The sequence below is a fragment of the Pseudomonas sp. 2822-17 genome, assembly GCF_002742485.1.
GTDB classification, from domain to species: Bacteria; Pseudomonadota; Gammaproteobacteria; order Pseudomonadales; family Pseudomonadaceae; genus Aquipseudomonas; species Aquipseudomonas cyclaminis.
On record NZ_LJRZ01000937.1, the window covers coordinates 1 to 234 of the forward strand.

The window sequence follows — 234 nt, forward strand, 5'->3', positions numbered from 1 at the left end:
ATATAATACTTGCTGCTTATCTGCTACTAAAATATTCATTGTCATATCTTCAATTCTAGTGATATGCCATAAATGCCATGCAATTGAATTTTTAGTATCTGGACTATTTACTGGATATTGTCTAAATATATTCTCATCCAGTTCATTCAATAAAAAATCTGCTAAAGTGTCTTGAGGCATCTTCCCAACAGAAGATGCGTGGAGCAGTGAATGTTGTGTTAAGAATAATTGTAC

General features: G+C 32.1%; 1 protein-coding gene. It reads right to left on the reverse strand.

What is annotated here, in order from left to right:
• Positions 1–234, reverse strand: a 234-nt coding sequence (locus AOA60_RS33695) for a hypothetical protein (protein WP_218241002.1), incomplete at both ends; no start/stop codon positions are given.